The sequence below is a fragment of the Streptomyces sp. NPDC059906 genome, from assembly GCF_042730645.1.
Taxonomy (GTDB): Bacteria; Actinomycetota; Actinomycetes; order Streptomycetales; family Streptomycetaceae; genus Streptomyces; species Streptomyces rubrogriseus.
Window position 1 is genome coordinate 35,672 of sequence record NZ_JBHWKU010000008.1, and the last position, 21,697, is coordinate 57,368.

At 72.4% G+C, this 21,697-nt stretch carries 21 protein-coding genes; 6 read left to right on the forward strand and 15 right to left on the reverse strand.

What is annotated here, in order from left to right; all coding sequences use genetic code 11:
* Nucleotides 1–5: 5 nt before the first annotated feature.
* The 11 genes from hpnE to ACFV9J_RS15050 all read right to left on the reverse strand — a co-directional run bounded on the left by hpnE (nt 6) and on the right by ACFV9J_RS15050 (nt 10,901).
* Nucleotides 6–1,442 (reverse strand): hydroxysqualene dehydroxylase HpnE, encoded by a 1,437-nt coding sequence (gene hpnE / locus ACFV9J_RS15000; protein ID WP_385354166.1) that lies wholly within the window; start codon nt 1,440–1,442, stop codon nt 6–8.
* Entirely contained in the window at nt 1,439–1,597 is a 159-nt protein-coding gene (locus ACFV9J_RS15005) for a DUF6380 family protein (RefSeq protein ID WP_115745372.1), read from the reverse strand. The genes hpnE and ACFV9J_RS15005 overlap by 4 nt, the downstream gene beginning before the upstream one ends.
* Nucleotides 1,597–2,547, reverse strand: a complete 951-nt coding sequence (gene hpnD / locus ACFV9J_RS15010) for a presqualene diphosphate synthase HpnD (RefSeq protein ID WP_385354169.1) — start codon at nt 2,545–2,547, stop codon at nt 1,597–1,599. Before hpnD ends, ACFV9J_RS15005 begins: the two co-directional genes overlap by 1 nt.
* Complete coding sequence (gene hpnC, locus ACFV9J_RS15015) at nt 2,544–3,464, reverse strand: squalene synthase HpnC (RefSeq protein ID WP_385354171.1); 921 nt, start codon at nt 3,462–3,464, stop codon at nt 2,544–2,546. The genes hpnD and hpnC overlap by 4 nt, the downstream gene beginning before the upstream one ends.
* Nucleotides 3,465–3,823: 359 nt before the next feature.
* Nucleotides 3,824–4,612, reverse strand: a complete 789-nt coding sequence (locus ACFV9J_RS15020; protein WP_385354173.1) for an ABC transporter ATP-binding protein — start codon at nt 4,610–4,612, stop codon at nt 3,824–3,826.
* Nucleotides 4,605–5,534 carry an ABC transporter permease gene (locus ACFV9J_RS15025; protein WP_385354175.1) on the reverse strand — a complete coding sequence of 310 codons (930 nt, stop codon included), beginning with the start codon at nt 5,532–5,534 and terminating at the stop codon, nt 4,605–4,607. Before ACFV9J_RS15025 ends, ACFV9J_RS15020 begins: the two co-directional genes overlap by 8 nt.
* A 98-nt stretch (nt 5,535–5,632) precedes the next feature.
* Nucleotides 5,633–6,505, reverse strand: coding sequence for a glycosyltransferase family 2 protein (locus ACFV9J_RS15030; RefSeq protein WP_385354509.1), 873 nt, complete (start codon nt 6,503–6,505; stop codon nt 5,633–5,635).
* 8 nt (nt 6,506–6,513) lie between these two features.
* Complete coding sequence (locus ACFV9J_RS15035) at nt 6,514–7,293, reverse strand: CDP-alcohol phosphatidyltransferase family protein (protein ID WP_198601752.1); 780 nt, start codon at nt 7,291–7,293, stop codon at nt 6,514–6,516.
* Nucleotides 7,271–8,332 (reverse strand): iron-containing alcohol dehydrogenase family protein, encoded by a 1,062-nt coding sequence (locus ACFV9J_RS15040; protein WP_385354178.1) that lies wholly within the window; start codon nt 8,330–8,332, stop codon nt 7,271–7,273. Before ACFV9J_RS15040 ends, ACFV9J_RS15035 begins: the two co-directional genes overlap by 23 nt.
* Nucleotides 8,320–9,072 carry a sugar phosphate nucleotidyltransferase gene (locus ACFV9J_RS15045; RefSeq protein WP_385354180.1) on the reverse strand — a complete coding sequence of 251 codons (753 nt, stop codon included), beginning with the start codon at nt 9,070–9,072 and terminating at the stop codon, nt 8,320–8,322. Before ACFV9J_RS15045 ends, ACFV9J_RS15040 begins: the two co-directional genes overlap by 13 nt.
* Nucleotides 9,069–10,901 carry a DUF5941 domain-containing protein gene (locus ACFV9J_RS15050; RefSeq protein WP_385354182.1) on the reverse strand — a complete coding sequence of 611 codons (1,833 nt, stop codon included), beginning with the start codon at nt 10,899–10,901 and terminating at the stop codon, nt 9,069–9,071. Before ACFV9J_RS15050 ends, ACFV9J_RS15045 begins: the two co-directional genes overlap by 4 nt.
* Nucleotides 10,902–11,321: 420 nt before the next feature.
* Between ACFV9J_RS15050 and ACFV9J_RS15055 the strand changes: the two genes are divergently transcribed.
* Nucleotides 11,322–12,260, forward strand: coding sequence for a cation diffusion facilitator family transporter (locus ACFV9J_RS15055; RefSeq protein ID WP_385354184.1), 939 nt, complete (start codon nt 11,322–11,324; stop codon nt 12,258–12,260).
* Between the two features lie 274 nt (nt 12,261–12,534).
* Nucleotides 12,535–13,128: an isopentenyl-diphosphate Delta-isomerase gene (gene idi / locus ACFV9J_RS15060; RefSeq protein ID WP_385354186.1), complete on the forward strand. Its 594-nt coding sequence runs from the start codon at nt 12,535–12,537 to the stop codon at nt 13,126–13,128.
* Nucleotides 13,129–13,157: 29 nt separating this feature from the next.
* Here the strand turns inward: idi and ACFV9J_RS15065 are convergent, their stop codons facing one another.
* Nucleotides 13,158–13,610 (reverse strand): ATP-binding protein, encoded by a 453-nt coding sequence (locus ACFV9J_RS15065; RefSeq protein WP_385354511.1) that lies wholly within the window; start codon nt 13,608–13,610, stop codon nt 13,158–13,160.
* 195 nt (nt 13,611–13,805) lie between these two features.
* Here ACFV9J_RS15065 and ACFV9J_RS15070 point away from each other — a divergent pair, with 195 nt between their 5' ends.
* The gene (locus tag ACFV9J_RS15070) at nt 13,806–14,561 is read left to right on the forward strand and encodes an enoyl-CoA hydratase/isomerase family protein (protein WP_385354188.1); all 756 of its coding nucleotides are present in this window, start codon (nt 13,806–13,808) and stop codon (nt 14,559–14,561) included.
* Here the strand turns inward: ACFV9J_RS15070 and ACFV9J_RS15075 are convergent.
* Both ACFV9J_RS15075 and ACFV9J_RS15080 read right to left on the reverse strand, forming a co-directional pair.
* The gene (locus ACFV9J_RS15075; RefSeq protein WP_385354190.1) at nt 14,548–15,183 is read right to left on the reverse strand and encodes a DJ-1/PfpI family protein; all 636 of its coding nucleotides are present in this window, start codon (nt 15,181–15,183) and stop codon (nt 14,548–14,550) included. The genes ACFV9J_RS15070 and ACFV9J_RS15075 overlap by 14 nt on opposite strands.
* 49 nt (nt 15,184–15,232) lie before the next feature.
* Nucleotides 15,233–16,210 (reverse strand): GlxA family transcriptional regulator, encoded by a 978-nt coding sequence (locus ACFV9J_RS15080; RefSeq protein ID WP_385354192.1) that lies wholly within the window; start codon nt 16,208–16,210, stop codon nt 15,233–15,235.
* Nucleotides 16,211–16,325: 115 nt separating this feature from the next.
* Here ACFV9J_RS15080 and ACFV9J_RS15085 point away from each other — a divergent pair, with 115 nt between their 5' ends.
* From ACFV9J_RS15085 to ACFV9J_RS15095, 3 genes are all read left to right on the forward strand, one after another.
* Nucleotides 16,326–17,195 (forward strand): hypothetical protein, encoded by an 870-nt coding sequence (locus ACFV9J_RS15085; RefSeq protein ID WP_385354194.1) that lies wholly within the window; start codon nt 16,326–16,328, stop codon nt 17,193–17,195.
* Nucleotides 17,196–17,306: 111 nt separating this feature from the next.
* Entirely contained in the window at nt 17,307–17,438 is a 132-nt protein-coding gene (locus tag ACFV9J_RS15090) for an LPFR motif small protein (RefSeq protein ID WP_007389050.1), read from the forward strand.
* Between the two features lie 115 nt (nt 17,439–17,553).
* Nucleotides 17,554–19,896, forward strand: coding sequence for a Tex family protein (locus ACFV9J_RS15095; RefSeq protein WP_385354196.1), 2,343 nt, complete (start codon nt 17,554–17,556; stop codon nt 19,894–19,896).
* Between the two features lie 154 nt (nt 19,897–20,050).
* On the opposite strand, the gene ACFV9J_RS15100 is transcribed toward ACFV9J_RS15095, so the two are convergent.
* Nucleotides 20,051–21,697 (reverse strand): ABC-F family ATP-binding cassette domain-containing protein, encoded by a 1,647-nt coding sequence (locus ACFV9J_RS15100; protein WP_385354198.1) that lies wholly within the window; start codon nt 21,695–21,697, stop codon nt 20,051–20,053.

The window sequence follows — 21,697 nt, forward strand, 5'->3', positions numbered from 1 at the left end:
GGCCTTCACGCCGCCTCCTCGAAGAAATCGGGAAGGAGGCCGCGGGACCGGCCCAGGGCGCCGAGCGCGGCGGCCGCCGCCCCGACACCGCTGCGAACCGCACTCTCCATGGTCGCGGGCCACCCGGTGGCGGTCCACGCTCCGGCCAGGTAGAGGCCGGGGGCCTTGGTGCGGGCGCCGGGCCGCAGGCGGCCGACGCCGGGGGCGGGGGCGAAGGTGGCGGTGCGCTCCCGGGTCACGAAGAAGTCCTTCACCTCGGCACCCCGGGTGCGCGGCAGCAGCCGCTCCAGTTCGGGCAGGTACCGCTCGCGCAGCACGGTCACGGGCTCGTCGATGTCGTTCTGCGCGGTCGACTGGGACAGCGCCAGGTACTGACCGTCCTTCAGCCCGGAGGCCTCGGTGCGGTCGAACACCCACTGGACCGGGGTGCCGAGGGCCGTGAGGAACGGCGTGGCGAGCACCTTGCGGTCGTAGATCACGTGGATGTTGAGGATCGGCGCGGTGCCGATCCGCAGAAGATTTTCCGGTGCGTCCAGCGCACCGTCGGGCAGCAGGTCGTGGGCCTCGCGCTGGGGTACGGCGAGGACGACGGCGTCGGCTTCGAGCGTCTCGCCGGGAACCTGAACGCTCCAGCCGCCGTTCTCGTTTACAGAGACGGAGGTGACGCGTGTACGGACCTCGGTACGGACGCCCGCGGAGTCGAGCGCCTTGCGGGCCAGCCGGTCGTGCAGTTCGCCCAGCGGGACACGGGCCCACCCGATGTCGGCCGCTCCCGGGTCGGACAGCAGACCGGTCTTGAACACCATCGCGGCGAGCCCCAGCGAGGCGTCGCCCGCGACCGCGTTGAGGGTGGCGACCCCGACCAGGTCCCACAGGGCCTCGATGGCACGCGCCGACTGACCGTGCGCGGTCAGCCAGCTGCCGAAGTCCTGGGTGTCCAGGCTCGGATCGGCGAGGTCGAGCCCCTTGAGCGCGAGCGCGGCGCGCCCCACCGAGGCGCGTTCGGCGAGGGAGAGGTGCGGGTAGGTCGCCAGGCTGCGCCCCAGATGCAGGGGGACGGGCAGCGCGTCGCGCCGCAGTCTGCCGAGCCGGTTGCCCTCGGTCCGCGCCAGGTCGACCACGGGCACGTCGAGACGTTCCTGCACCGGTGCGAGCGCGGCTCCGCCGATCCGGTCGAGGAACCACCGGTAGGCGGTGCAGCAGCGCAGGTACACGTGCTGGCCGTTGTCGACGGTGAGGTCGCCGCGCTGGAAGGAGAAGGCGAGCCCGCCGAGCCGGGGGCGTCCTTCGAGCAGGGTGACGCGCACGCCGGCGTCCGCCAGTGCCAGCGCCGTGGTGACCCCCGCGAGTCCGCCGCCGACCACGACGGCATGCCCGCCGGGGCCGAGGGCCGAGACGTCCGCGAGCACTCCGCCCTCGCGCGTGCCCTTGCCCTGCGTCATGGTGCGCCCTTCCCTGTCCGGCCGCCGCGGTGTTTGAACGGCGTACGGCTGACCGTCTCAGTCAGGGACGCCGACCGCCACCGCAGGGTTGCCCGCCGCTGCCCGCCGCCGGTTTTGTGCGGGTCCCGGGTGTCGAGTGTGCCCGGTGTGTCCATCAGGCGCGCCTCCTGACGGCCCGCCGGGTGACGTGCCGGGCGTCGAGACCGGACAGGCCGCGCACGGCGACGTACGCCTTCTCGCGTCCCGGCAGGGAGACCCGTCCGCGCAGTACGGCCTCGGGGTCGCGCTCGATGCGGTCCAGCAGACGGCGGTAGATGCCGGCCATGGCGGCCACGCAGGCGCCGCTGCGCCGGTCGAGCATGGGCAGCAGCCGGTAGCCCTCGGCGAAAAGGGCGCGGGCCCGACGCACTTCGAAGTGCACGAGGCCCGCGAAGTCGGAGCCCTCGGGTGGGGTGGGCCCGTTGAACCCGGCCGAGCAGCCGAACTTGGCGAGGTCGTCGGCGGGCAGGTAGGTGCGCCCGCCCTCGGCGTCCTCCCGGACGTCGCGCAGGATGTTGGTGAGCTGGAGTGCGAGACCGAGCGTGTCGGCGTACTCGGGCGCGCGCTCGGTGCCACGCGCCCCCGGTTCGGTGCCGAACACGCCGAGCGAGAGGCGTCCGATGGCACCCGCCACGCAGCGGCAGTAGACCTTCAGGTCGTCCCAGGTCTCGTAGGTCTCGCCGCGCAGGTCCATCTGGACGCCGTCGATCAGCTCGTCGAGGCCGCCCAGCGGGATGGGAAACCGCCGGGCCGCGTCGGCGAGGGCGACGGCGACCGGGTCGGTGTCGTCCTCGTCGACCGCGCCGTCCTGGATCCGGGCGAGCACGGCCCGGGTCTCGTCCAGCCGGGCGACCTTGACGTCGTCCGCCAGCACGCCGTCGCCGATGTCGTCGACCCGGCGCGAGAACGCGTACAGCGCGGACATCGCCCGCCGCTTGGGCGTGGGCAGCAGCCGGATGCCGTAGGCGAAGTTGCGTGCCTGCTGACCGGTGACGGCCTCGCAGTAGCTGTAGGCGGCGAGCACCGGTGCCGACATGTTCGCTGACGACTCCACGGACCCGATCACCCCTCTCCTCGCAGGACCACGCCCGCCTCGCGCAGCAAGTGGACCTTGCCTGACTTGGGCGGGCCGGGAAGTACGTCGTGATCCGCCGCGGCGATCGCGTTCAGCGCCGCCCTGCCACCCGCCACGAAGCCCGCGAGGAGCAGTCGCAGTCTGCCGTGGACGCTACCCACCAGGGGGGCGCCTTCATTCAGCAGGTCGCGGGCGCGGGCGGCCTCGTAGGCGATCAGTGCGCGCACCGAGGCGTTCGCGCTGGGCGCGGCGAGGTCCGTCTCCTGGACGTGGAAGCGCTTCATGTCCTCGGCGGGCAGGTAGACACGGTCCCGTTGGAGGTCCTCGGCGACGTCCTGGAGGTGCTCGACGATCTGCAGGGCGGTGCAGATCTCGTCGGAGCGGCGGATCCGTTCGGGGGTGGAAGTGCCGGTGACGGCGAGGACGAGACGGCCGACGGGGTTGGCGGACAGCTCGCAGTAGGCGAGGAGGTCGTCGTAGGTCTCGTACCGTGCGACCAGCTGGTCCTGGCGGTTGGCGGCGATCAGGCCGAGGAAGGGCTCGGGGGTCAGCGCGCGGCGGCGCACGGTGGGCAGCAGACGGCGCAGCAGCGGGTGACGGGGCGCACCGTCGGAGCCGTCGGAGCCGTCGAAGACACGACGCAGGTCCGCCTCGAAGGCGTCCAGCATCAGCAGTCGGTCGTCGGCGCGGTCGTCGGGGACGCCGAGCAGGCGGGCGTCGGCTCCGCCCGGGGCGAGGTCGCCGTCGCCGATGTCGTCGACGAGACGGGCGAAGCCGTAGACGGCCATGAGGTCGGTGCGCCAGGCGCGGGGCAGGAAGAAGGGGGCGACGGGGAAGTTCTCGTCGGCGGCCTTGGCGAGGGTGCCGCGCTCCGGGTCGACGGCGTGCGCCGTGTCGGTGACCGTCATCGCGGGCTGCCCTGGGCGGGGACGGCGCACGCTTCGCGGAGCTGGGGAGTTTCCGTCGCCATTGCCGTCACATCTCCCGTTCTACACTGCCGACCCAATACACACTATTTCGGACACGCCGCCCCGCCACCCGCGCGGCAGGCCCGCCCCAGGGTGTCGGGCATTATCGCCCCATGTGCCGCGTTTCGGGACCGGTACAGCTTACGTTGTACAACTCACGGCCGTCCGTCGGGGTGCACGGTGCATCACAACAACACACCGATTGACTTCAAGATTCCTGAGAACGCCAGGAGTTGACGTTTCCTTTGCAGACGCGGGGCCTGGCCGGAACAGTTCCGGCCAGGCCCCGGCGTGTCGGGCTACTTGCCCGTGAACTTCTCGTACTCCTTGAGCACCTCGTCGGTCGGGCCGTCCATGCGCAGCTCGCCGCGCTCCAGCCACAGGACCCGGTTGCAGGTGTCACGGATGGACTTGTTGTTGTGGCTGACCAGGAAGACGGTGCCGGCCTCCTTCTTCAGCTCCCGGATGCGCGCCTCGGAGCGGGTCTGGAACTTGCGGTCGCCGGTGGCCAGCGCCTCGTCGATCATCAGGACGTCGTGGTCCTTGGCGGCGGCGATGGAGAACCGCAGCCGGGCGGCCATGCCGGAGGAGTACGTGCGCATCGGCAGGGTGATGAAGTCGCCCTTCTCGTTGATGCCGGAGAAGTCGACGATGTCCTGGTAGCGCTCCTTGATCTGCTCGCGGGTCATGCCCATGGCCAGGCCGCCGAGGATGACGTTCCGCTCACCGGTCAGGTCGTTCATCAGGGCCGCGTTCACACCGAGCAGGGAGGGCTGGCCGTCGGTGTAAACCTTGCCGCGCTCGGCGGGCAGCAGCCCGGCGATGGCCCGCAGCAGGGTCGACTTGCCGGAACCGTTGGAACCGATCAGGCCGATGGCCTCGCCCCGGTAGGCGGTGAAGGAGACGCCGCGCACGGCGTGCACCTTGCGCACACCCCGCTTCGCGTCGTCGGAGCCCTTCTTGAGTATCCGGCTCAGGGCGGCCGTCGCGCTGCCCTTGCCGGTCTTGGCGCCGTTGACGCGGTAGACGATGTGCACCTCGTCCGCGATGACCGTCGGCACCCGCTGGTCCTGCTGCTGATCAGCCACGACCGTACCTCTCCTCCGCCTTCCAGAAGTACACGAAGCCGCCCACGGCGAGGACCGCGGCCCAGCCGAGCGCGACCGCCCACACGTGCGGGGGCAGGTTCTCGGAGCCGTAGCCGTCGATCAGCGCGAAGCGCATCAGGTCCATGTAGACGGCGGTCGGGTTCCACTGGAGCACGTCGGCGATCCAGGCCGGCTTGTCCTCCAGCATGATCGGGATGGAGAACATCACGCCCGAGGCGTACATCCAGGTGCGCATGATGAACGGCATCAGCTGGGCCAGGTCCGGCGTCTTGGCCCCCATCCGCGCCACGACCAGCGCGAGACCCACGTTGAAGAGGAACTGCAGGACCAGCACCGGGAGGACCAGCAGCCAGGACAACGAGGGGTAGCTGCCGAAACCGACGACCACCAGGAACAGCACGATCATCGAGGCCAGCAGCTGCTGGAGCTGCTGGAGCGCGAAGGAGACGGGCAGCGAGGCGCGCGGGAAGTGCAGCGCCCGGACCAGCCCGAGGTTGCCGGAGATGGCGCGCACGCCCGCCATCGCCGAGGACTGGGTGAAGGTGAAGACGAACACACCGGTCACCAGGAACGGGATGTAGACGTCCTTCGGCATGCCCTTGCCCGCGTTCAGGATCAGGCCGAAGATCAGGAAGTAGACGAGCGCGTTCAGCAGCGGCGTGACCACCTGCCACAGCTGACCGAGCTTGGCCTGGCTGTACTGGGCGGTCAGCTTCGCCTGGGAGAAGGCGAGGATGAAGTGCCGCCGCCCCCAGAGCTGACGGACGTACTCCTTGAGGCTCGGTCGGGCACCGCTCACGGACAGCCCGTACTTGGCGGCGAGCCGGGCCGGCGTGAGGCCCTCGTCGGGCGACACGGGCTTGGTCATGGCGACCGTGCCGTCGTGCGTTGTCTCACTCACTGGTGGAAACTTTCGTCTTCGAAAATGCTCGGCCGCGCGGGCCTGGCATGGACCTGGTGGCCCCGTTCGGGGCCGGAACACTCTCGGGTACGAGCTTGTCAGATCACCGGGGGGCGGCCCAGCCGGGTCAGGCGCCACACCGTACGCCACCGCATGGGCCGACGGGGACCGCACGGGGTGGCCCAGCCCTCGCGGAAGCCGCCGAACCAGGCCTTCAGCGCGGGTCGCGACGGCCGGCGCAGCAGCGTGAGGGCCATCCAGACGCCGAGGTAGACCGGGACCAGCAGCGCGGGGAGGTTGCGGCGGGCGAGCCAGACGCGGTTGCGGGCGACCATGCGGTGGTAGACCGCGTGCCGGGACGGCGCGGTCGTGGGGTGGTTCAGCACCATGTCGGACCGGTAGTCGATCATCCAGCCCGCGTCGAGGGCCCGCCAGGCCAGGTCGGTCTCCTCGTGGGCGTAGAAGAAGGCGTCCGGCAGCCCGCCGACCTGGGTGAGGACGCGGGTGCGCACCGCGTTGGCGCCGCCGAGGAAGGTGGTGACCCGGGAGGAGCGCATCGGGTCGGCGGCGCGCAGCCGCGGGACGTGCCGGCGCTGGGTCTCGCCGGTGTCCGGGTCGGCGATGCGGAAGCTGATGATGCCCAGCTCGTCGTCGGCCGCGAACGCCTCGCGGCACAGCTCGGCGGTGTCGGTGCGGGCGAGCAGGCCGTCGTCGTCGAGGAAGAGCAGGATGTCGACGTCGCTGCCGCCCGGTCCGAAGGCCTCGATGCCGACGTTGCGGCCGCCGGGGATGCCCAGGTTCTCGGGCAGCTCGACGGTGCGCACACCTTCGGGCACCTCCGGGACGGGCGAGCCGTTGCCGACCACGACCACCTCGACCTGGTCGCCGTCCTGCCCCGCGACCGAGTCGAGCAGGGCGCGCAGCTCCTCGGGGCGGTTGCCCATCGTGATGACGACCGCGCCGACCTTCACGGGCGCGCTCACTTCAGCCTGCTGGAGGCGAGGATGGACACCAGGTGCAGCAGGGTCTGCAGCAGCGCGATGCCGGCGAGTACGGCGGTGCCGAGGCGGGTGAAGAACAGGTCGCCGCGCGCCTGGTCGACGATGGCGAGGACCAGGATCAGCAGCGACGCCTCGATGCCGAGGATCAGCCGGTGGAACTTGAGCGCGCCGGCGGCCCGGCGGGCCAGCGCCATGCCGGAGGAGCGGATCTCGGAGGCGGCCTCCTTGACCGGCGGCATCCCGTTCTGGTGCCGGGCGACGCCCACCAGGTCCGTCTCGGCCTTGATCAGGATGGCGCCGAGCGCGGCCAGGGTGCCGAGGAAGGCCCACAGCCAGTCGATGCGTCCGGTGCCCCAGAGGTCGGCGGCGCGCAGGCCGAGGCCGACCAGGACCGCGGCGTCGGTCAGGTAGGCGCCGACCCGGTCCAGGTAGACGCCGCCGAGCGAGTACTGCTTGCGCCAGCGCGCGATCTCGCCGTCGACGCAGTCGAGGAGCAGGTACAGCTGGACCGCGACCACGCCGAGCACGGCGCCCCAGATGCCCGGCACGAGCAGCGCCGGGGCCGCCAGCACGCCGCAGACGGTCATCAGGTACGTGAGCTGGTTGGGCGTGATCCTGGTGTTCACCAGATAGCGGTCGATCCGCAGCGAGACCTCGCGCATGTAGAGGCGTCCCGCCCAGTGCTCACCGCTGCGCCGGTCCTTGACCCCCGCGGGATGGACGACCGGGCGTAGTTCAGCTACCGATGGCCTTGACATAGTCGGCGTACAGGTCCTTGATCTGGTCGGTGGTGAGGTCGAGGTGCTCGAGGATCGTGTAGCGGCCGGGCCGCGTCTGGGGGGCGAACTCCACGGCCCGGAAGAACTCCTCCGGCGTGAACCCGATCTCCTCGGGCAGCACCGGCAGCCCGTGCCGCCGCAGGACCTCGGCCATGTGGGCGGACTCCTCGTGAGCACCGCGCAGATACATCGCGAAGGCCGCGCCCAGGCCGCACTGCTCGCCGTGGGCGGCCGCGCGCTCGGGGAAGAGCAGGTCGAAGGCGTGGTTGATCTCGTGGCAGGCGCCCGAGGAGGGCCGCGAGTCGCCGGAGACCGACATGGCGATGCCGCTGAGGACGAGCGCCTCGGCCAGCACCTGGAGGAAGTCGTTGTCGCCGATGCCGCCGGGGTGGCGCAGGACGGCCTCGCCGGCCTGGCGGGCCATCGCGGCGGCCAGGCCGTCGATCCGCTCGCCCTTGATCCGGTTGGCCAGCTCCCAGTCCGCGATCGCGGAGACGTTGGAGACGGCGTCGCCGATTCCGGCGCGTACGAAGCGGGCCGGTGCCGCGCGGATGACGTCCAGGTCGATGACGACGGCGATCGGGTTCGGCACACCGTAGGAGCCGCGGCCCGCGTCGTTGTCGAGGGTGGCGACCGGGGAGCACAGTCCGTCGTGCGCGAGGTTGGTGGGCACGGCGACCAGCGGGAGGCCGATGCGCGCGGCCGCGAACTTGGCGCAGTCGATGATCTTGCCGCCGCCGAGGCCGACGACCGCGTCGTAGTGGCCGCCCTTCATGGCTCCGGCCAGCTTGATCGCGTCGTCGAGGGTGCCGCCGCCGACCTCGTACCAGTCGGCGCCGGGTAGGGACGGGGCGACGCGGTCGCGCAGCCGGGCACCGGAGCCGCCGCTGACGGCGACCGCGAGCTTGCCCGAGTGGGAGATGCGCTCGTCGGCGAGCACACCCCCCAGGTCGTCGAGGGCACCCGCGCGGATGTCGACGACGACCGGCGACGGGATGAGCCTCGTCAGTACTGGCACGCGATCTCCCTGCCCTTGGCGAGGTCGTCGTGGTTGTCGATCTCGACCCACTTGACGTCGCCGATCGGCGCCACGTCGACCTTGAAGCCGCGGTTGACCAGCTCCTGGTAGCCGTCCTCGTAGTAGAGCTGCGGGTCGCGCTCGAAGGTGGTCTTCAGGGCGTCGGCCAGCTCCGCGGCGGCCTCGCCCTCGATGAGGGTGACGCCGATGTACTCGCCGGTCGCCTCGGCCGGGTCCATGAGCTTGGTGATGCGCTGCACGCCCTTGTCGGGGTCGACGACGACCTTCATCTCCTCGTCGGCGAGGTTCTTCACCGTGTCGAGGGCGAGGATGATCTTCTTGCCGTCGCCACGGGCGGCGAGCAGGGTCTTCTCGACGGAGACCGGGTGCACGGTGTCGCCGTTGGCGAGGATCACGCCGTCCTTGAGGGCGTCACGGCCGCACCACAGGGAGTAGGCGTTGTTCCACTCCTCGGCCTTGTCGTTGTCGATGAGGGTGAGCTTGACGCCGTACTTCTGCTCCAGCTCCGCCTGGCGGTCGTACACCGCCTCCTTGCGGTAGCCGACGATGATGCCGACCTCCGTCAGGCCGACCTCGGCGAAGTTCGCCAGCGTCAGGTCGAGGACCGTGATGCTGTCCTCCGTGCCCTCGGGGCCGACCGGGACCAGTGCCTTGGGCAGGGTGTCGGTGTAGGGGCGCAGACGGCGTCCGGCGCCGGCCGCCAGCACGAGGCCGATCATGCGGGTTCTCCTTCGTCGTGTACGGCGGGTGCGCCGACCTGGTGGGCGGCGACCCAGAAGCGGATGCTCTCGACGAGCACCACGAGTGCCACAACCACGGCGAGGGCCGTGAGCGCGACCTTGAACTGTGTGGCGGTGAGGAGCACGGCCAGCAGGGTGATCACCAGCGTGCGGCCCTCGTGCCCCCCGACCGTCCGCACCAGCCACTGCGGCGGCGCGCCCGCGTCGCCGCGGATGCGGTAGACCGTGTCGTAGTGATGGTAGGCGACCGCGGCCACCAGCCCGAAAGCCGCCGGAAGGGCCCCGTTCACGTCCGCTTTCGCGGCCAGGAACAGGACGGTGAGGTACTCGGCGGCCCGGAAGAACGGGGGGACCATCCAGTCGAGGGCGCCCTTGAGGGGGCGGGCGACGGCGAGCGCGGAGGTCAGCACGTACCCGAGCGCGGCGACCAGCGGCCAGGGTCCGCCGAAGTCGGTGAGCGCGGCGGCGGCGACGACGGCCGCTCCGCCGAGGAGGGCGACGGCGGGGGCGGTGAAGCCGGGCAGCCGGCGGGCGGCGGTGCGCAGGCCCTTGGCACCGGCCTCGGCGAGCGGGCCGGAGTCGGCGAGGTCGGCCAGCGCTTTCGCCGCCCGGTCGGTGCGGGTGGCCCTTCGGGTCAGCGAGCGCAGGACGCGGCCCGCGGTGGTGTACGTCGCGGCGAACGCACAGCCGATCAGCAGCGCGTAGAAGGTGATCCGGGGCGTGGTGAGCGCGGTCAGGACGGCGATCATGGCCCAGCGTTCGCCGATGGGCAGCACGATCATGCGGCGCAGCCACACCGTCCAGCCGACGCCGTCGAGCTTGTCGGAGAGGGCGGCGGTGGGGCTGGCCAGCGACAATCCACCGAGCGCCGAGGCGTCGTGATTGGCCTCGTTGAAGGAGAAGTCGACGACGTGCCGGCAGGTCTGGAGCACCATCGCGCCGAGGGCCAGGGCCCACACGTCGTCGCCGCCGCGGGCCGCCCCGAGGGCGAGGCCCGCGTAGTAGGCGTACTCCTTGGCCCGGTCGAAGGTGGCGTCGAGCCAGGCACCGAGCGTGGAGTACTGAAGGGAGTACCGGGCGAGCTGTCCGTCGGTGCAGTCGAGGACGAAGGAGGCGATGAGCAGGACGCCGGCGGCGACGAAGCCGCCGCGGGTGCCGGTGGCGGCGCAGCCGGCCGCTATGAGCGCGGTGATCAGCGAGGCGGTGGTGACCTGGTTGGGGGTCAGGCCGCGGCGCGCGCACCAGCGGGCGATGTAGCGGGAGTAGGGGCTGATGAAGTGGGTGGTGACGAAGCCGTCGCGGGCCTTGACCGCCGACTTCAGGCGTACGGCCTCGTCGTCGACGGCGGCGACGGCCTGCCGTGCCTCGTTGCGGGCCTGCGGGTCGGCCGGGACGGCGGCTACGAGGCTGCCGAGTTCGGGCCGGTGCACCTCGGCGCCGTCGGCGTCGAGGGCGGCGGTGATCCGGTCGGCGAGGCTGTCGACGTCCACGGCGATGCCGCCGCCCGCGGAGTTCTCGCGCGCCATCGCGCGGGTCAGCGTCTGGCGGGCGGCCGGCTGGGCGGTCACCGCGCCCGGGATCGCGGCGAGCGGGAAGCGGGGATCGGTGAGGCCGAGGCGCAGCGCGTGCGGGTGGCCCACGAAACGGGCGTCGACGACGGCGACCCGCTCCGCGCCGGGGACCCGGGCGAGGAGGGTCTCGGTCTCGGCGGCGCCGGCTGCGAGGTGCACGTCGAAGCCCAGGGACCGCAGCTCGCTCTCGATCGACGAACCCGGGACCGGCTGACCGGTGAGGATGGCGGTCGGCAACCGAACTCACTCCCTGGTGCCGGCGCCTGAACGCCGGGCCTGTGCATGGTGGGACGCCCGTGCCTGGGGCACCCGGGCGGCATGTCGGCAGAGGGTATCGGATGCCGGGAACGCCGTGTTCACCGCCCGTTTGACGGTCGGTCGACGCCACTTGCTCCCGCCTTTGCCGCGATCATCATCGTGGATTCGGGGCCCGCCCGACAAACCGCGCCCCCAGACCGGGCATCGCGGACATCGCACAGTGTCCGCGCTTGTTCGCACAGGGTCAGGATGTGCCTTGACCTGCGGAACGTTTCCGCAGGTCAAGGCACATGACAACGGTCTTCAGTGCCGCGTTGCCCGATACCCCCTACCCGTAGTTGACTGGCATCCGGACGCCGGGTCGCCGGACGCCGGTACACATAGGGAGGCGGCTTTCTCATGGGGGCTGGGCACGATCACGGGCACGCGCACGGGGGGCACGCCGGCGGGACGGCGACCGCCGCGTACCGGGGCAGGCTGCGGGTGGCGCTGGCGATCACCCTCACCGTCATGGTGGTCGAGATCGTCGGCGGTCTGGTCGCCGACTCCCTCGCGCTGATCGCCGACGCCGCGCACATGGCGACCGACGCCCTCGGACTCGGCATGGCCCTGCTGGCCGTGCACTTCGCGAGCCGCCCGGCGAGCGACCGCCGCACCTTCGGCTACGCCCGCGCCGAGATCCTCGCCGCGCTGGCCAACTGTCTGCTGCTGCTCGGGGTCGGCGGTTACGTCCTGTACGAGGCGATCGACCGGTTCGTCACGCCGGCCGACACCGCGGGCGGCCCGACTGTCGTCTTCGGCGCGATCGGCCTGGTGGCGAACATGGTGTCGCTGTCGCTGCTGATGCGCGGCCAGAAGGAGAGCCTGAACGTGCGGGGCGCCTTCCTGGAGGTGGCGGCCGACGCGCTGGGCTCCCTGGCGGTGATCGTCTCGGCGCTGGTGATCCTGGGCACGGGCTGGCAGCCCGCCGACCCGATCGCGTCCCTGCTGATCGGTCTGATGATCGTGCCGCGTACCTTGCGGTTGCTGCGCGAGACCCTGGACGTGCTGCTCGAGGCAGCTCCCAAGGGCGTGGACATCGCGGAGGTACGCGCCCACATACTGGCCCTCGACGGGGTCGAGGACGTGCACGACCTGCACGCCTGGACCATCACCTCCGGCATGCCCGTGCTGTCGGCGCACGTGGTGGTGAACGGCGAAGCGCTGAGCGCCATCGGCCACGAGAAGATGCTCCACGAGCTGCAGGGATGTCTGGGCGACCACTTCGACGTGGAGCACTGCACGTTCCAGCTGGAGCCCAGCGGTCACGCGGAGCACGAGGCGCGGCTGTGCCGCTGAGCCGTGACGCGGCGGACGACCGGGGGCGCGCACGCAGCGGAACGCGCCGCCGAACGCCCCGTTCCGCCGCCGCACCACCGGAGGAAGCGCGGACCGGACGGTTCCCGCGGCGCGCCCCCGGGAACGGTTCACCGTCGGACCCCTGCTCGGTGTCCGACCGGCCGCCCCCGGTGCCCGCACGGGCACGCAGGACATGCGGGTGTGCCGGGAAGTGCCGAGAGTGCCGGATTCGTACGGCACACTTGGGGCGCGAGGACCGATGTGAAGGATGGGTATGCCGATCACTCCTGCCACCGCGACGCCCAGCTCGTCGAACGGCACCGCAGACGCGATTTTGCTGGAACTGGTCGACGAGGACGGCGTGACGATCGGCACCGCGGAGAAGCTCTCCGCGCACCAGCCGCCGGGGCGGCTGCACCGCGCCTTCTCCGTGTTCCTCTTCGACGAGCGGGGGCGGCTGCTGATCCAGCAGCGGGCGCTGGGCAAGTACCACTCCCCCGGCGTGTGGTCCAACACCTGCTGCGGTCACCCCTACCCCGGCGAGGCGCCGTTCGCCGCGGCGGCCCGGCGGACGTTCGAGGAGCTGGGGGTCTCGCCCTCCCTGCTCGCCGAGGCGGGCACGGTGCGCTACAACCATCCCGACCCGGCCTCCGGGCTGGTCGAGCAGGAGTACAACCACCTCTTCGTCGGCCTGGTGCAGGCCGAGCTGCGCCCGGACCCGGAGGAAGTGGCGGGGACGGCCTTCGTGTCCCCGGCCGAGCTGACCGAGCGGCACGCGAAGGACACCTTCTCGGCGTGGTTCATGACGGTGCTGGACGCGGCCCGGCCGGCCGTGCGCGAGCTGACGGGCGCCTCCGCGGGCTGGTGAGGGACGTCCCGGCGCCGGACCACCGCGAGCTAGTGCGGGGCGTGCTTGAGCGGCAGGGCCGCCCAGATCACCTTGCCGCCGCTCGCGGTGTGGGCCACGTCGCAGGCCCCGCCCGCCTCGCGGGTCGTCTCGCGGACCAGGAGCAGGCCGCGCCCACCGGTGCGGCCGTGGTCGGCCTCCAGGGCGGTCGGGCGATAGGGGTGGTCGTCCTCCACGGCCACCCGCACCCACTCGGGCCCGACGGCGACCTCCACGGCGAGCACCGGCGAGAGCACGGCCGCGTGCCGGACCGCGTTCGTGACCAGTTCCGAGACGATCAGCAGCAGGGCCTGCGTCACCTCGTCGGAGACCGGCACGCCCTGGCGCACCAGCAGGTCGCGCACGGCGTGCCGGGCCTGCGGGACCGAGGCGTCCACGGCGGGGGCGGTGAACCGCCAGACACCTTCGTACGGCAGCGGCCCGGCGGGCCCGGTCTCGTCCATCGTCCGGTCGCCACCCCTGGGCTCGATTGTCACCACACCCCTGAGTGTTGGTACCGCGCCGCGCCGCCCCCACGGACTGAACACAAGTCAGCATGTATCGAGCGGTTTCTGACCGTTGGCGCATGAGACGCGACCGTTCCTGTCCCGCCCGCCCGGCCGTTCGAGGCGGCGAGGCCGGTGGATAGCATCCGGTCCATGGAGCCGCAGCTGCTGCACCGGGTCGCCGACTCGGTCGCCACCGTCGTCGTCCACCACCCGGCCAAGCGCAACGCCATGACGACCGCGATGTGGCGGGCGCTGCCCGGCCTCCTCGACGGCCTGGCCGCCGACCCCGGGGTGCGGGCACTGGTGCTCACCGGCGAGGGCGCGACCTTCTGCGCCGGGGCCGACATCTCGACCCTGCGCGAGTCGGCCGAGGAGGCGCAGGGGCTGGCGGTGCGGGCCGAGGAGGCCCTCGCCGCGTTTCCGAAGCCGACGCTCGCGGCGGTCCGGGGTCACTGCGTGGGCGGCGGGGCGCAGTTGGCGGCGGCGTGCGACCTGCGGTTCGCCGAGGAGACGGCGCTGTTCGGCGTGACCCCGGCCAAGCTGGGGGTCGTGTATCCGGCCTCCGCGACCCGGCGGCTGGTGGCGCTGACGGGGCCCGCCACGGCGAAGTACCTGCTGTTCGGCGGCGAGTTGATCGATGCCGCGCGGGCGCTGCGCACCGGCCTGGTGGACGAGGTGCTGCCGGAGGGCGAGCTCGGCAAGCGGGTGGCGGAGTTCACCCGGGTACTGGTGTCCCGTTCCCTGCTGACGCAGGCCGCGGCGAAGGAGTTCGCCGCCGGACGCACGGACCGGGACGCCCACTGGGCCGCGCAGGCGCGGGGCAGCGGCGACACCGCGGAGGGGGTCGCCGCCTTCCTGGAGCGCAGGCCGCCGCGGTTCGGCTGGAACGGGCCTACTTCAGGATGAACCGGTTCCTCGTGCGGAACTCCTCGACGAGGTACGCGGGCGCCTTGTCCGGGGACCCGGCGTCGTAGGGCGGCTGCGGGTCGTACTCGGTGAGCAGCTGGACCGCCTGGGCGTGCTCGTCACCGGCGATCCGGCCGACCAGGGTGAGGCCCATGTCGATGCCGGAGGAGACGCCGGCCGCGGTGACGTACTTGCCGTCGGTGACGACCCGCTCCCCGGTCGGCTCGGCGCCGTACCGCTTCAGGAGGTCCAGGGCCAGCCAGTGCGAGGTGGCGCGGCGGCCGCTCAGCAGTCCCGCGGCGGCCAGCAGCAGCGAGCCGGAGCAGACGGAGGCGGTCCAGGTACTGGCGGCGTCGGCGGCGCGGAGCCAGTCCAGCAGGGTCTCGTTGCCCATCTGCGCGTCCTGCCCGGGGCCGCCCGGCACGACCACGACGTCCGGGTCCGGCACGTCCGCCAGGGTCCGGTCGGCGGTGAGCGCCAGGCTCCCCGTGTCGTTGCGGACCGGCCCGGTCCGCTCGGCGACGAACACGGTCTCCGCGCCCGGGATGCGGCTCATGGTCTCGTACGGGCCCACGGCGTCGAGGGCGGTGAAGCGGTCGAAGAGAACGATGGCTGTGCGCACGTGCTGCCTCTTTCGGTTCGGTGGTACGGCGGGTGGGTGTCCCGGTGGGTCAGGAGACCGGCGCGGGCCGGAACCGGCGGCGGTACTCCAGCGGTGAGGTGCCGAGAGCCTTGACGAAGGCGCGGCGCATGGCCTCCGGCGTGCCGTAGCCGCTGGCGCGGGAGACCTCCTCGACTCCGTCGCCGGTGTCCTCCAGGAGCCGGCGGGCGTGCTCCAGCCGGACCCGGTCGACGTAGCGGCCCGGCGTCGTGCCGGTCTCGGCCTGGAAGGCGCGGGCGAAGTGGCGCGGGGAGAGACTGGCGCGGGCGGCGAGGGACTCGACGCTCAGGTCGGCGCCGGGGTGCTCTGTGATCCAGTGCTGCAGCTCCCGCAGCGGCTCGCGACGGGCGGTCTGGGCGGCGAGCTGGGCGCTGAACTGGGCCTGGTTCCCGGGTCGGCGCAGGAACACCACCAGGTGCCGGGCGACGGTCAGCGCGACGTCCCGGCCCAGGTCCTCCTCCACCAGCGCGAGCGCGAGGTCGATGCCGGAGGTGACACCGGCCGACGTGGCCACGTTCCCGTCCCGGATGTAGATCGGGTCGGGGTCCACCTGCACGGCCGGGTGGTCGCGGGCGAGCCGGTCGCTGCAGGCCCAGTGGGTGGTGACGCGGCGGCCGTCCAGCAGTCCCGCCCGGGCCAGCAGGATCGCCCCGGTGCAGACGGAGACCAGGCGCCGGGCGCCCGTTCCGTGCTCGCGCAGCCACTCGGTCAGGCGCGGGTCGGGGTTGCGGGTGCCCTGGCCGCCGGGGACCACCAGGGTGTCCGGCCGCGGCCCGTCGCCCAGTGCCTGGTCCGGTACGAGGTGCAGACCGCTGGAGGTGCGCACGGGAGCGCCGTCCAGCGACGCCGTGCGGATGCGGTACGTCCCCGGCGTGTGCTGCTCGGCGCCCGCGAAGACCTCCACGGGGCCGGTGACATCGAGGCTCTGGACCCCGTCGAAGAGGAGGACCAGAACGGTTCGGCCGGTTCGGCCGGTTCGGTGCGCCATGCCGTCGATTCTTCGCCCGGCCGTGGTACGGCCGCAATGACGAGAACCCCTCCTTTCCTGCCATGCGTCCCGCGGGCCCGAAGCAACGTACTGAGCGGTTGGTAACGTGCGTGGCATGACAACTGCCGCCATCGACGCACGCGCGGGCCGCCGCTGCCACAACGCGCTCAACTCCCTGCACTCGACGCACTACTTCTCCCCCGACCTGGGCCGGGAGCTGGGCGACCTCGGGGTCACCGAGGCCCCGGCCGTCAATTTCGCGGCCCGCGCCGCCGCGCTGGGCCCGGTCGGCGCCGGTGCCGTGACGGCGGCGTTCTACAACTACAAGCACGACCTGGTCGCCCGGCACGTGCCCGCCGTGTGGGAGAAGGTCACCCCCGGGCAGGCCCTGGCGGCACGACTGCGCGCCGTCGACGCGACGCTGCGCCGTCTCCTGGGCGAGGAGGCCGTGGCGTCGGCCGGGATGGCGGAGGCGGCCGGGCTGGCGCTGCGCGCCGCCGAGGCCTGCACGCGCGGCGCCCGCCCGCTCTACTCGGCCCACGCGGACCTGCCGGTGCCCGACGCGCCGCACCTGGCGTTCTGGCACGCGGCGACCCTGCTGCGCGAGCACCGCGGCGACGGCCACCTCACCGCGCTCGTGACGGCCGACCTGGACGGGCTCGAGGCGCTGGTCACGCACACCGCGACCGGCAAGGGTCTGGCGCCGAAGTGGGTCTTCGGCACCCGGGGCTGGACGCAGGAGGAGTGGGACGCGGCCGTCGACCGGCTGCGGGGACGCGGGCTGCTCGACGCGGCCGGCGGGCTGACCGAGGGCGGCGCGGCCCTTCGCGAGGGCATCGAACGGGAGACGGACCGGCTGGACGCGGCCCCGTACGCGCACCTGGGGGCCGAGGGCGTGGCGCGCCTCACGGAGCTCGGGACGGGCTTCGCGCGTACGGCGCTCGGCGCGGGCGCCTTCCCGGCGGACCTGCTCGCCGGGCGCTGACGCGACACGCCCGGGCGTCCACCGAAGGTGCGCGAACGGGCATGCGGAGCCGGTACGGAGGTACCCGTTCGTTTCCCGGCCGGAGCGGCCGGGAGACGAAAGGGGCAACTCGTGTTCCGTGCCATCGCAGACGTACTGCGCCAGATCGGTGGCGCAGTCGCCACCGTGGTGACGCTTCCCTTCCGGGCCCTGGCCCGGCTCTTCGGCGGGGCCTCGTCCGCCACCCGGGGCCGCCGGGTCTGATCCCGGCCCCCTCCCCGCCGGTTGCCGACCGGCCGGGGCGGTGCCCTGATCCCCGATTGTCGGTGCCACCTGCCACAATTGCCGCGCAACCTCAGTGAGAAGGCGGTACGGGATCGTGACGACACCCGACGTAGGGTCCATCGAAAGCAGGATCGCCGACGAGCTCGGCGTACGGGAGCGGCAGGTGAAGGCCGCCGTCGAGCTGCTCGACGGCGGCTCGACGGTGCCCTTCATCGCCCGCTACCGCAAGGAAGCGACCGAGATGCTCGACGACGCGCAGTTGCGCACGCTCGAGGAGCGGCTGCGCTATCTGCGGGAGCTGGAGGAGCGGCGCGCGGCGATCCTCGACTCGGTCCGCGAGCAGGGCAAGCTCACCGAGGAGCTGGCGGCGCGCATCCGCGCGGCGGAGACCAAGGCGCGCCTGGAGGACATCTACCTGCCGTTCAAGCCGAAGCGGCGGACGAAGGCGCAGATCGCGCGCGAAGCGGGTCTGGAGCCGCTGGCCGAGGGCCTGCTCGCCGACACGTCGGTGGACCCGCAGGCCGCGGCGGCCGCGTTCGTCGACGCCGGCAAGGGCGTGGCCGATCCGCAGGCCGCCCTGGACGGGGCGCGCTCGATCCTCACGGAGAAGTTCTCGGAGGACGCCGACCTGATCGGTGAGCTGCGCGAGCGGATGTGGACGCGCGGGCGGCTCGCCGCCAGGGTCAAGGACGGCAAGGAGGAGGCCGGCGCCAAGTTCGCCGACTACTTCGACTTCGCCGAGCCGTTCACCGACCTGCCCTCGCACCGCGTGCTCGCGATGCTGCGCGGCGAGAAGGAGGACGTGCTCGACCTCGCTCTGGAGCCCGAGGAGCCAACCGAGGGCCCGTCGTCGTACGAGGCGATCGTCGCGAGCCGCTTCGGGATCGCGGACCGCGGCCGGCCCGCGGACAAGTGGCTGGGCGACACCGTCCGCTGGGCTTGGCGCACCCGCATCCAGGTGCACCTGGGCATCGACCTGCGGCTGCGGCTGCGCACCGCCGCGGAGGACGAGGCGGTCGACGTGTTCGCCGCCAATCTGCGCGACCTGCTGCTGGCCGCCCCGGCGGGCACCCGGGCGACGCTCGGGCTCGACCCCGGCTTCCGCACCGGTGTGAAGGTCGCCGTGGTCGACGCGACCGGCAAGGTCGTGGCCACGGACGTGATCCACCCGCACGTCCCGGCCAACCGGTGGGACGAGGCCATCGCCAAGCTCGCACGGCTGGCGAAGGAGCACACGGTCGACCTGATCGCCATCGGCAACGGCACGGCCTCCCGCGAGACCGACAAGCTCGCCGGTGAACTCATCACCAGGCATCCCGAGTTGCAGCTCACCAAGGTGATGGTGTCCGAGGCGGGCGCCTCCGTGTACTCGGCCTCCGCCTTCGCCTCCCAGGAGCTGCCGGACATGGACGTCTCGCTGCGCGGCGCGGTGTCGATCGCCCGGCGGCTGCAGGACCCGCTGGCCGAGCTGGTGAAGATCGACCCGAAGTCGATCGGCGTCGGCCAGTACCAGCACGACCTCTCCGAGGTGAAGCTGTCCCGCTCGCTGGACGCGGTGGTCGAGGACTGTGTGAACGGCGTGGGGGTGGACGTCAACACGGCCTCCGCGCCCCTGCTCGCCCGGGTCTCCGGCATCACCTCCGGGCTCGCGGAGAACATCGTGGCGCACCGCGACGCGAACGGGCCGTTCTCCTCGCGGACCGCGCTGAAGAAGGTGTCCCGGCTCGGACCCAAGGCGTACGAGCAGTGTGCGGGCTTCCTGCGGATCCGGGGCGGCGACGACCCCCTGGACGCGTCCAGTGTGCACCCGGAGGCGTATCCCGTGGTGCGGCGGATGGTGACCACCGCCGGGCAGGAGGTGACCGGCCTGATCGGCAACACGTCGGTGCTGCGGTCGCTGAAGCCGGACCGGTTCGTGGACGAGACGTTCGGTCTGCCGACGGTCACGGACATTCTGCGGGAGCTGGAGAAGCCCGGGCGCGACCCTCGGCCCGCCTTCAAGACGGCCACCTTCAAGGAGGGCGTGGAGAAGCTCTCCGACCTGTCGTCCGGGATGGTGCTGGAGGGTGTCGTCACGAACGTCGCCGCGTTCGGGGCGTTCGTGGACGTCGGTGTGCATCAGGACGGGCTCGTGCACGTGTCCGCGATGTCGAGGACGTTCGTGAAGGATCCGCGGGACGTGGTGAAGCCCGGGGACATCGTGAAGGTGAAGGTGATGGACGTCGACATTCCGCGGAAGCGGATCTCGTTGACGTTGCGGTTGGACGACGAAGCCGCGCCGCAGGGGGAGCCGAAGAAGGAGCGGGGCGGGAAGCCGCCTCGGCAGCGGCAGCAGCGGGGTGCCTCCGGCGGTGGGGGGAAGGGGCGGCCTTCGTCGGCGCCTGCCGCGTCCAACGGGGCGATGGCTGACGCGTTGCGGCGGGCCGGGTTGGCGTAGGCCGTCCGGCGCTGGGGGCGGGGCGGGGGTGGGTGCGCGGCCCGGCGGTGCGGGGTGCCGCTGCGCCCACCCGTGCCGCCCCAGCGGCACGACTGCCCGCAGCTACGGCGGCTGGCGACTGCCCGCAGCTGCGGCGGCTGGCGGCTGCCCGCAGTCAGGCGGGAGCCTCCGTCACCTTGCCGTTCGTTACCTCCAGGCGGCGGGTGACCTTGACCGCGTTCAGCATGCGGCGGTCGTGGGTGATCAGGAGGAGGGTGCCTTCGTAGGCGTCCAGGGCCGACTCGAGCTGTTCGATGGCGGGGAGGTCGAGGTGGTTGGTCGGCTCGTCCAGGACCAGGAGGTTGACGCCTCTGCCCTGGAGGAGGGCGAGGGCGGCCCTGGTGCGTTCGCCGGGTGAGAGGGTCGACGCCGGGCGGACGACGTGGTCGGCCTTCAGGGCGAACTTGGCCAGGAGGGTGCGGATCTCCGCCGGTTCCAGGTCCGGGACAGCCGCACGGAAGGCGTCGAGCAGCGTCTCGGGGCCGTGGAACAGCTTGCGGGCCTGGTCGACCTCGCCGAGCAGGACGCCGGAGCCGAGCGCCGTGTGCCCCGCGTCGAGGGGGACGCGGCCCAGGAGGGCCCCGAGGAGCGTGGACTTGCCCGCGCCGTTGGCTCCCGTCACCGCCACCCGGTCCGCCCAGTCGATCTGCAGGGAGACCGGGCCGAGCACGAAGTCGCCGCGCCGCACCTCGGCGTCGCGCAGGGTGGCCACGACCGCGCCCGAGCGGGGCGCCGAGGCGATCTCCATGCGCAGGTCCCATTCCTTGCGCGGTTCCTCGACGACATCCAGGCGCTCGATCATGCGCTGGGTCTGGCGGGCCTTCGCGGCCTGCTTCTCGCTGGCCTCGCTGCGGAACTTGCGGCCGATCTTGTCGTTGTCGTTGCCCGCCTTGCGCCGGGCGTTCTTGACGCCCTTGTCCATCCAGGCACGCTGCGTCTGGGCCCGGTCCTGGAGGGAGGCCCGCTTGTCGGCGTACTCCTCGTACTCGTCGCGGGCGTGCCGGCGGGCCACCTCGCGTTCCTCCAGGTACGCCTCGTAGCCGCCGCCGTAGAGGTTGATCTGCCGCTGGGCGAGGTCGAGTTCGAGGACCTTGGTGACGGTGCGGGTGAGGAACTCGCGGTCGTGGCTGACGACGACGGTGCCGGCGCGCAGGCCGGTCACGAAGCGTTCGAGGCGCTCCAGGCCGTCCAGGTCGAGGTCGTTGGTCGGCTCGTCGAGCAGGAAGACGTCGTAGCGGGAGAGGAGGAGGGAGGCGAGACCGGCGCGGGCCGCCTGGCCGCCGGACAGGGACGTCATCGGCTGGTCCAGGTCGACGGTCAGGCCCAGCGCGTCGGCGGTCTCCTCGGCGCGGTCGTCGAGGTCGGCGCCGCCGAGGCCCAGCCAGCGCTCCAGGGCGGTGGCGTAGGCGTCGTCGGCTCCCGGGGCGCCGTCGACCAGGGCCTGGGTGGCCGCGTCCATGGCGCGCTGGGCGTCGGTGACGCCGGTGCGGCGGGCCAGGAACTCCCGCACGCTCTCGCCGGGGCGGCGCTCCGGCTCCTGCGGGAGGTGGCCGACGGTGGCGGTGGGCGGGGACAGCCGCAGCTCCCCCTCCTCCGGGTCGGTCAGCCCGGCGAGCATCCGCAGGAGGGTGGACTTCCCCGCGCCGTTGGCTCCGACGAGACCGATGACGTCGCCGGGTGCGACGACGAGGTCGAGCCCGGTGAACAGGGAGCGGTCGCCGTGGCCGGCGGCGAGGTTCTTGGCGACGAGGGTGGCAGTCAT